The organism is Nostocoides japonicum T1-X7 (genome assembly GCF_001046855.1).
Taxonomy (GTDB): Bacteria; Actinomycetota; Actinomycetes; order Actinomycetales; family Dermatophilaceae; genus Nostocoides; species Nostocoides japonicum.
Genome location: NZ_HF570958.1, coordinates 3,026,148 through 3,034,607, shown reverse-complemented (window position 1 = coordinate 3,034,607; position 8,460 = coordinate 3,026,148). Strand labels below are relative to the sequence as shown.

6 protein-coding genes and 1 pseudogene are annotated in these 8,460 nt (G+C 74.2%); 5 read left to right on the top strand and 2 right to left on the bottom strand.

The annotated features are described in order from the left end of the window. On the top strand, positions 1–1,386 hold a 1,386-nt coding region (locus tag BN12_RS23830), incomplete at its 5' end, for a glycosyltransferase 87 family protein (RefSeq protein ID WP_083454641.1). Here the strand turns inward: BN12_RS23830 and BN12_RS13630 are convergent. Further along, complete coding sequence (locus tag BN12_RS13630) at positions 1,280–3,544, bottom strand: hypothetical protein (protein WP_083454640.1); 2,265 nt, start codon at positions 3,542–3,544, stop codon at positions 1,280–1,282. The genes BN12_RS23830 and BN12_RS13630 overlap by 107 nt on opposite strands. A 238-nt stretch (positions 3,545–3,782) precedes the next feature. On the opposite strand from BN12_RS13630, the pseudogene BN12_RS26175 reads away from it, so the two are divergent. Next, positions 3,783–4,559, top strand: a pseudogene (locus tag BN12_RS26175) (glycosyltransferase 87 family protein); the annotation flags it as partial. A gap of 276 nt (positions 4,560–4,835) precedes the next feature. Here BN12_RS26175 and BN12_RS13620 read toward each other — a convergent pair. Beyond that, a complete protein-coding gene (locus BN12_RS13620) occupies positions 4,836–5,453 on the bottom strand; it encodes a TMEM165/GDT1 family protein (RefSeq protein ID WP_048553244.1) in 618 nt (205 codons plus the stop codon). A 79-nt stretch (positions 5,454–5,532) separates the two neighbouring features. On the opposite strand from BN12_RS13620, the gene pheA reads away from it, so the two are divergent. The 3 genes from pheA to BN12_RS13605 all read left to right on the top strand — a co-directional run. After that, positions 5,533–6,474 (top strand): prephenate dehydratase, encoded by a 942-nt coding sequence (gene pheA, locus BN12_RS13615; RefSeq protein ID WP_048553242.1) that lies wholly within the window; start codon positions 5,533–5,535, stop codon positions 6,472–6,474. Between the two features lie 79 nt (positions 6,475–6,553). Next, a complete protein-coding gene (locus BN12_RS13610) occupies positions 6,554–7,240 on the top strand; it encodes a response regulator transcription factor (RefSeq protein WP_048553240.1) in 687 nt (228 codons plus the stop codon). Continuing rightward, the coding region (locus BN12_RS13605; protein ID WP_157635716.1) for a HAMP domain-containing sensor histidine kinase at positions 7,237–8,460 on the top strand (1,224 nt) is incomplete at its 3' end. The genes BN12_RS13610 and BN12_RS13605, both read left to right, overlap by 4 nt.

Genomic DNA, 8,460 nt, shown 5'->3' with positions numbered 1-8,460 from the left:
CGCGTCCTCGTCGGCGTCACGGGCCCGAACGCCGCGAGCCCCGACCTCGGCCCGCGCGGCTGGGCGCCCGGCTCGCTCCCGGGGCGCTTCGGACCGCTGGCGACGACCGTCCTGCTCGACACCGCATACGTCCTGGGGGGCCTCGGCGTCGCCGCGGCCCTCCTCGGCCGGCTCCGGCTGCGGCTGTCCTGGTGGCCGGTCGGCGGTCTCGCCGTCGTGGCGCTCCTCACCACACCGTTCGGGTCCGCCGACCACCTCAACTACGTCGCCTACGGCCGGATCCTCGTCCAGGGCGGCGACCCCTACACGCAGGCCCCGCTCGCCTGGCACGGCGGCCACGACCCCGTCACCTCGCACGTCGAGCCGCCGTGGACGCGGACGCCGAGCATCTACGGGCCGTTCGCGACCCTCCTGCAGGCCCTCTCGGCATACCTCGGGGGGAACACCCTGCGCCAGGAGGTGTGGGTGTGGCAGGTCCTCGTCGTCGCCTCGTGGCTGCTCGCCCGTCACCTCCTGCGCGACCTCGTCGCCGACCACGGCCGGGTCGACCTGCTGTGGACGGTCAACCCCCTCGTCCTCGGGCCCGGCGTCCTCGGCGCCCACGTCGACGTCGTCGCGACGGCCCTCGTCCTCCTCGCGCTCCGGCTCGCGGAGAACCATCCGCTCCTCACCGGGGGCGCCCTCGGCCTCGCGGCGACGACGAAGATCACGTATGCCGTGCCCGCGGCGGCCGTCGTCGGCGTCTGGGGCGTCGTGCGCACCTCGACGGTGGCCCGCCGGGTCGGTGCGCTCGTCGTCGGCCTCCTCGTCGTCCTCGTCCCGCTCCATCTCCTCCTCGGCCGGCACGTCTACGACCAGCTGGAGCGTGCCCGGCGGTCGGTCTCCCTCGCGACGCCAGGACGGCTCCTCGTCGACGTCCTCCAGGACCACCTCGCGCGGCACACCGTGCGCAGCGTCGTCTTCGTCCTCGCCGCGGTCGTCGCGGTGCTCCTCGCCTGGGCCCTCGCCCGGGCCACGAACGATCTCGCGCCGGCGACCGTGCCGGGGCAGACGATGCGCTGGACGTTCGTCCTGTCGACGGCCTACACCCTCGCGGCGCCCTACTCGCTGCCGTGGTACGACGCGCTGACGTGGGCGACCCTGCCCGCGCTCGCCGCGAGCGGCGTCGACCTCGTGCTCCTCGGCCGGGCGACGGTCATGGCCGTCGCCTACGTCCCGGGGCGGGTCGTCGGCATGACGCCGGGGGTGGAGCGGGCGACGATGTGGGTCCGCCGCAGCCTCACGCCGTGGGTGGGACTGGCGGCGTGGCTTGCCCTCGCGGTGCTCGGCCGGCGGGGCGGACCCGTGCGGCGCGCCTCCCGGTCCGCGCGGGACGGGAGGCCCTGACCTCGTCCTCGAGGCTCCACATCGCGACGGCGATGATGAACGGCACCGCGATCGTCGCGCCGACGGCCGGGATGGCGACGCCGGAGTCGTTGTCGAGGAAGCCGATCGTCAGCATGACGAGGACGCTGATGAGGCCCGTCCGCAGGACCGGCGCCCGGTCGAAGGAGGTCTGCAGCGCCCGGGACCCCCACGACGTCGGCCGGGCCATGATGTAGATGACGAAGACGAGGGCGACCGGCACGAGGAGCGTGAGGCGGTAGTTGCCGAAGAGGATGTCGAGGTTCTGCTGGCCCTTGCGGACGACGATGTCCCAGGCGCCGCCGTCGATGATCGACTGGAAGAACCGCCCGAGATGGCTGCGCGACGCCGGTGGCCGCAGCCAGTCGAGGAACATGACGAGGAGGAAGAGGGCGACGGTCCCGACGGCGAGCAGGAGCGCGCGCCGCCAGGTGATCCGGATGCCGAGGACGCTGAGGACGAGGTAGGCCGCGGCGGGGATCATCGCCGGCGGACCGCCGCCGTCCGCCCCCCAGAAGGGGGCGCCGTCGACGACGACGGCGACGACGCAGACCGCCCCCGCGGCGAGCGCCGCGACCCGTGGGCGCCCGGCGACGACGTAGTGGTTGGCGACGACGGTCGCGAGGAGCAGCGCGGACGTCGCGAAGAGGGCGAACGTCACGTTGCCCATGCCGTAGTACCGGCCCCCGATGACCGGTTGGAGGCCCATGAGGGAGGACAGCTGGAGCCGCGAGCCGGTCATCACGTCGATGCCGAGGACGAGCATCGTCCCCGTCGTGACGACGACCATCGGCCCGAAGAGGGTGCGGCCCCACGGCCCGAGGAGGGCGACGGCGCTGAGGAGGGCGACGAAGAGGGCGACGGCCCCGACGACCCCGAGCATCGGGCTCTCGAACCGCCACCACGGCAGGAGGTTGGCGAGGAAGCTCGCCGCCGGGACCGTCGAGGCGACGACCGCGACGATGCGGGCCGCCTGGATGGCGCGCAGCCGGGTCCGCTCCGACCCGATCTTGCCCTTCCAGAAGAGCGCGACGAGGGCGTAGATGACCAGCTGGGTGTAGACGACCCCGTTGAAGAACGGCGGGACGAGGGAGTGCACCTCATGGCTCGCCTGGTCGTAGTCGACGAGGTGACGCAGCCGGTCGCGGGCGAGGCTCTCCGAGCCGCTGTCGGCCGGGTGACTCCCGAGGACCGCGCCGCCGAGGTCGTCGGGCACCGGCAGCCCGGCCCGGTCGAGGACCGTCACGGTGAGGTCCTGGATCTGGATGAGGCCCGGCTGACGCGTCGACGGCGAGTCGAGGGTGCCCGGGCCGTATGCCGGTCCCTGCGCGGCGGCGAGGCGCAGCCGCTCGCTCCTCCCGGCGTCGGAGAGGCTGCCGAGGAGGATGTCCGCGCCCTTCGGCGCCGCCGCCGTGACGGCGCCGATCCGGGCGTCGACGTCCTCGACCTGCTCCTCCTTCGTGGCCGCCGGGACCGCCTCGCCGGGCGCGACGTCGGCGGGGTCGCGGACCGACCCGACGTCGACGACGGCGATCGGGCACGCCGCGAGCTCGGCGGCGAGGCGCGCCGGGTCGTAGTCGGCATACCGGTCGACGGACCCGTCGGACCGTGCCGCGGCGACGGCGGCACCGGGGCCGACCGCCGTGATGCACACGCCGCCCCGCTTCGCCTCGTCGCCGAGGAGCCCGAGGTGGGCGTCGAACCGGTTGCTCGCGGCGCTGTGCTCGTAGACCGGCCAGTCGCGGACCCGGCCGTCGACGACGGGCGAGATCGGCGGGCACGGGTCCGTCGTCCGGCGGGCGACCTTGCCGTCCGGGCCGGGACCGGCCGCGCGGGCGCCGGAGGAGATGCCGAGCCACCCGTCGATGGGGCAGGTGTTGGTGAAGACCGAGCGGATCGTCATGACGCCGCTCGAGCCGTCCCGCAGGTACGACCAGAGGGCAGGGGTCCGGTCCTGCGAGACGTCGGACCAGGTGAGCCCGCCGGTTCCGATGAGGATGACCGGAGCATGGGGCGTGGCGGCGGCCCCGCTCGTCGCGGGAGTCGTCGCGGCCGAGGCCCCGGGCAGGACCACCCCGACGAGGCCGAGCACGAGGACGCCGACGGCGGCGAGCAGGAGCGACAGTCGGCGCGGCGTCACCCGCCCCAATGTACGGGCCGGAGCCCTCCGGCATACCGACCGGGAGGCACGACACAATGCCGGGGTGACCGTGGACGCGCCGCCGACGCCCGCCCCCGCGGCGCGCCGCGGCCGGCCCGGGTGGCTCGGGTGGGTGGCCTGCGCGGCCATCGTCGTCGTCGGGTCGCTGCCGGTCACCCTCCACTACCTCGTCTTCTGGCCGCTGGACCAGTGGCAGGTCGACGTCGAGGTCTACCGGATGGCGGGGCAGTCGATCATCATCGGCCGTCCGGTGTACGACGCGATGACGGAGTCGCCGCAGCTGCTCCCCTCGACGTACCCGCCGTTCGCGGCGCTCCTCGCGATCCCCCTGGCACTCGTGCCCTTCGGAGTCGTCGGCTGGCTCTGGACCGCGCTGCAGCTCGTCGCGACGACCGCCATCGTCTGGTATGCCGGATGGCGGCTCATCCACCGGGCGGGCCGCCGCGCGCCGATCCTCCTCGGGCTGCTCACCGTCCCGATGCTGTGGATCCAGCCCGTGTCCGACGGCATCCGCTTCGGGCAGGTCAACGCGTTCATCGTCCTCGCCTGCCTCATGGACCTGCGCCGTCCGCGTCCCCGGCTCGTCCGGGGCATCCCGCCCGGTGTCCTCGTCGGCCTCGCGACGGCGATCAAGCTCACCCCGGGCGTCTTCGTCGTCCACTACGCCGTCAACCGCCGCTGGCGGGAGGCGCGCCACGCCGTGGCGGCAGCGGCCCTCGTCACGGTCCTCGCGTGGCTCCTCCTGCCCGAGAACTCCTTCGCCTTCTGGGGCGGGGCGCTGTCCGACCCGGCCCGGCTCGGGCCCAACCGCGGCACGTCGAACCAGAGCATCCGAGGGGTCCTCCTGCGGATCGGCCCCGACGGGACGGCCGGGACCCTCGTGTGGCTCGTCCTCGTCGCGGTCGTCGGCGTCCTCGGCTTCCGCCTGGCCCGGCGGATGTGGCAGCAGGACGACTCCATCGGGGAGGTCGCCGTCGTCGGACTGCTCGCCGTGCTCCTCTCGCCCGTCGCGTGGATCCACCACCTCCACTGGCTCGTCGTCGTCGTCTTCGCACTCCTCGGACCCGACCCGCTGCGCGACCGCCGGCGCCTGTGGTCGGCTCTGCTCGTCACGGCGTGGTTCACCTGCCGGCTTGAGTGGTGGGGCGTCTCCTGGATCGCCGCCCCCCTGCATCCCGTCTGGTTCGGGCGGGTCCTCCAGAACAGCGGCTGCCTCGGCGCCCTCGTCGCCCTCGGGCTCCTCTGGTGGGTGACGAACCCCCGCCCGGCCTCAGATGACCCCGGCGACCTCCAGGGCGGTGACGAGGGCGAGGAGCAGGCAGACACAGCCGCCGATGCGGCGGATCATGACGATCGGTATGCGGGTGAGGAGCACCCGGCCGAGGAGCGCAGCGAGGCCTGAGACGGCGGCGAGGGCGAGGAAGGCACCGACGAAGACCGACAGGGGGTCGTGGTAGCGCAGGACGAGGGTCGCGGTGAGGATCTGGGACAGGTCGCCCCACTCGGCGAGGAAGAGGATGCCGAACGACGCGGCGACGACGTGCCAGCCCTTGGCGACCCGCGACCCGGTCTTCTCCCCGAACTCCTCCTCGGCCTCTTCCTCCTCCTCCTTCGCGTGGCGGGCGCCCCGCAGGAGGATGATCCCGCCGACGAGGAACATGAGGGCGGCGAAGACCTCGACCGGCTTGTGCGGCAGGCGGGTGAGCACCCCGCCGAGGGCGACGGCGACGAGCGTCTGGAGGAGGAAGGCGAGGCAGACGCCGACCCAGACCAGGAGCGGGCGCCAGCGCGTCGACATGACGAGCGTCGCGACGAAGGTCTTGTCGGGGAGCTCGATGACGAAGATCGAGCCGAAGGCCACGGCGGCCGTGACGAGGTCGAAGGTCATCGCGTCGTTCCGGTCATGGTGCCGCCAGCCTAACGAGGATCGCCTCATAGGCTGCATCCATGACCGGATCACGCGCGGCATGAGCCCCATCGGACGCTACGGGTTCTTCGGGCCGTCGGGGACCTTCACCGAGATGGCCCTCCAGGCGTGGGCTCCGGCCGCGGGCGCGCCGTGGACGGCCTACGCCTCCGTGCCGGCGACCCTCGCCGCCGTCCGTGCGGGGGAGGTCGACGCGGCGATGGTCCCCATCGAGAACTCCGTCGAGGGCGGCGTCACGGCGACCCTCGACGCGCTCGCGGGCGACCCCCCGCTCGTCGTCGTCGGCGAGGTGCTCGTCCCGATCACCTTCGTCCTCGCCGCCCCCGCCGGCGTCTCCCTCGCCGACGTCGACCGGGTCGGCACCCACTCCCACGCGTGGGCGCAGGTCCGCGGCTGGATGCACGCGAACCTGCCGCACGCCGCCTACGTGCCCACCCTGTCGACCGCGTCGGCACCCGCGACGCTCGCCGCCGAGGGCACCGCCCTCTTCGACGCCGCCGTCTGCGCCCCGATCGCCGCGACCGACAACGGCCTCAGCGTCCTCGCGGAGGACATCGGCGACATCCGCAGCGCCGTGACCCGCTTCGTCCTCGTCTCCCGGCCCGGGGAGCTGCCCGCCCCGACGGGCGCAGACAAGACGACGGTCGTCCTCTACCAGCGCAGCGACCACGCCGGTGGGCTCCTGGAGCTCCTCGAGCAGTTCGCCACCCGCGGGATCAACATGACGCGGCTGGAGTCGCGGCCGACGAAGGACTCGATGGGCAGCTACTGCTTCTCCATCGACTGCGAGGGACATCTCCTCGACGAGCGCGTCGGCGAGGCGCTCATGGGCCTGAAGCGGGTATGCGCCGACGTGCGGTTCCTCGGGTCCTACGCCCGGGCCGACGCCCAGCCGGCCGTCGTCGCCCCCCTCAACGCCGACGAGGACTTCGCGGCCGCTCGCGCCTGGCTGGAGGCGCTGCGGCGCGGCTCGCGTCCCTGACGCCCGCCGCGCGAACTCTCACAGGATCTCCACACGTCGCCCCCGCGGAGGCCACTCGCGGCGACCTAGCCTCGGGTGCATGACCTGCATCCTTGTCGTCGAGGACGACCCGACGATCAACGGAGCGCTGTGCGACCGGCTGCGGTCCGAGGGGTTCGCGGTCGTGCCGGCCTACGACGGCCCCGGCGCCGTCGCGGCATACGGGGACCACGGCCCGGACGTCGTCGTCCTCGACCTCATGCTCCCCGGCTTCGACGGCCTGGAGGTATGCCGGCGCATCCAGGCCCGGCGCCCCGTGCCGGTCCTCATGCTCACCGCGCGCGACGACGAGGCGGACATCCTCGTCGGCCTCGCCGTCGGCGCCGACGACTACCTCACCAAGCCGTTCCGGATGCGGGAGGTCGTCGCCCGCGTCCACGCGCTCCTGCGGCGGGTCGACCGGGCCCGTGAGCTCGCCGCGGCGCCGGGGGCCGTCCGCGAGGTCGGCTCCCTCGTCATCGACCCTGCCGCCCGCCGGGTCACGGTCGACGGCAGCCCGGTCCACCTCACCCCGACCGAGTTCGACCTCCTCGCCGCGCTCGCCTCCGAGCCCGGGACCGTCGCGACCCGGGAGGGCCTCATGCGCGACGTGTGGGGCTGGCACGACGCGGGCGGCACCCGGACGCTCGACAGCCACGTGAAGACGCTGCGGGCGAAGATCGGCCGTCGCCGGATCCGCACGGTCCACGGCGTGGGCTACGCGCTCGACCCGGACGGGTCGTCGTGAGCACCGCCGAGCCGCTCGCCCGGATCACCTCCATCAAGGTGAAGCTCGCGGCGCTCGTCGGGGTCAGTGTCGTCGTCGCCCTCGTCTTCTTCGTCGCCGGCGACCACGCCGGCATCCCCTCGTGGCTCACCGTCCCCGCGACGATCGCCGCCGCGCTCGGGGCGAGCTGGTGGCTCGCCCGCGGCATGACGGCACCCCTGCGGGAGATGACGGCCGCCACCGTCCGGATGGCGGCGGGGGACTATGGCCTGCGGGTCGGGGCGCGCAGCGGCGACGAGGTCGGCGTGCTCGCCCGGAGCTTCAACACGATGGCCGCCGACCTCGGGGCCGCCGACGAGCAGCGCCGGGAGCTCGTCGCGACGGTGTCCCACGAGCTGCGGACCCCGCTCGCCGCGCAGCGCGCCGTCCTGGAGAACCTCGCCGACGGGGTGACCGCACCCGACCCGGACGTCCTCCTGGCGGCCCTCGGGCAGGCGGAGCGACTCTCCCGGCTCGTCGACGACCTCCTCGACCTGTCCCGTCTCGACGCCGGCACGACGAGCCTCGCGCTCGGTGACGTCGGCGTCCGCGAGCTGCTCGCCTCCTGCGTGCGGGAGGCCGCGCTGACCTCCCGCCCGGTGTCGTATGCCGTCGACGTCGCCCCCGAGGACCTCACCGTCCGGGCCGACGCCGCCCGGCTCGCCCAGGTCGTGACGAACCTCCTCGACAACGCGACCCGGCACAGTCCGCCGCACGGGACGGTCCGGCTCCGGGCCACCGTCGACCGGTCCCTCACCCCCGCGAGGTGGACGCTCGAGGTCGCCGACGAGGGCGACGGCATACCGGCGGAGCATCGCGACCGGGTGTTCGAGCGGTACGGCGGCGGGGGTGACGACCGCACCGGCGGCACCGGCCTGGGCCTGTCCATCGCCCGGTGGGCCGCGCGTCTGCACGGCGGGACGATCGTGGCCGTCGACCCCCCGTCCGGCGAGCCCGGTGCCCGGATCCGGCTCACCCTTCCCCTCCACCCGTCGTCAGCTGCCGACCACACCCCGTCCGACACCGGCCACGCCGAGGAGGCCCCCATGACCTCCGTCCCCACCGACCCCGTCGCCGTCGATCCCGTCGCCGCGGACCGCGGCCGGACCGTCCTCGACGACCTCTTCGGGTCGCTGTGGCCCGAGCCGGCCCTGCGCCCCCAGCCGGCGCTGCTCCTCGGCTCGCTCGCGATCGGCGCGTTC

Coding starts and splice junctions, on each gene's coding strand:
- BN12_RS13620 (WP_048553244.1), bottom strand. CDS start 5,453: ATGACCTTCGACCTCGTCACGGCCGCCGTGGCCTTCGGCTCGATCTTC.
- pheA (WP_048553242.1), top strand. CDS start 5,533: ATGAGCCCCATCGGACGCTACGGGTTCTTCGGGCCGTCGGGGACCTTC.
- BN12_RS13610 (WP_048553240.1), top strand. CDS start 6,554: ATGACCTGCATCCTTGTCGTCGAGGACGACCCGACGATCAACGGAGCG.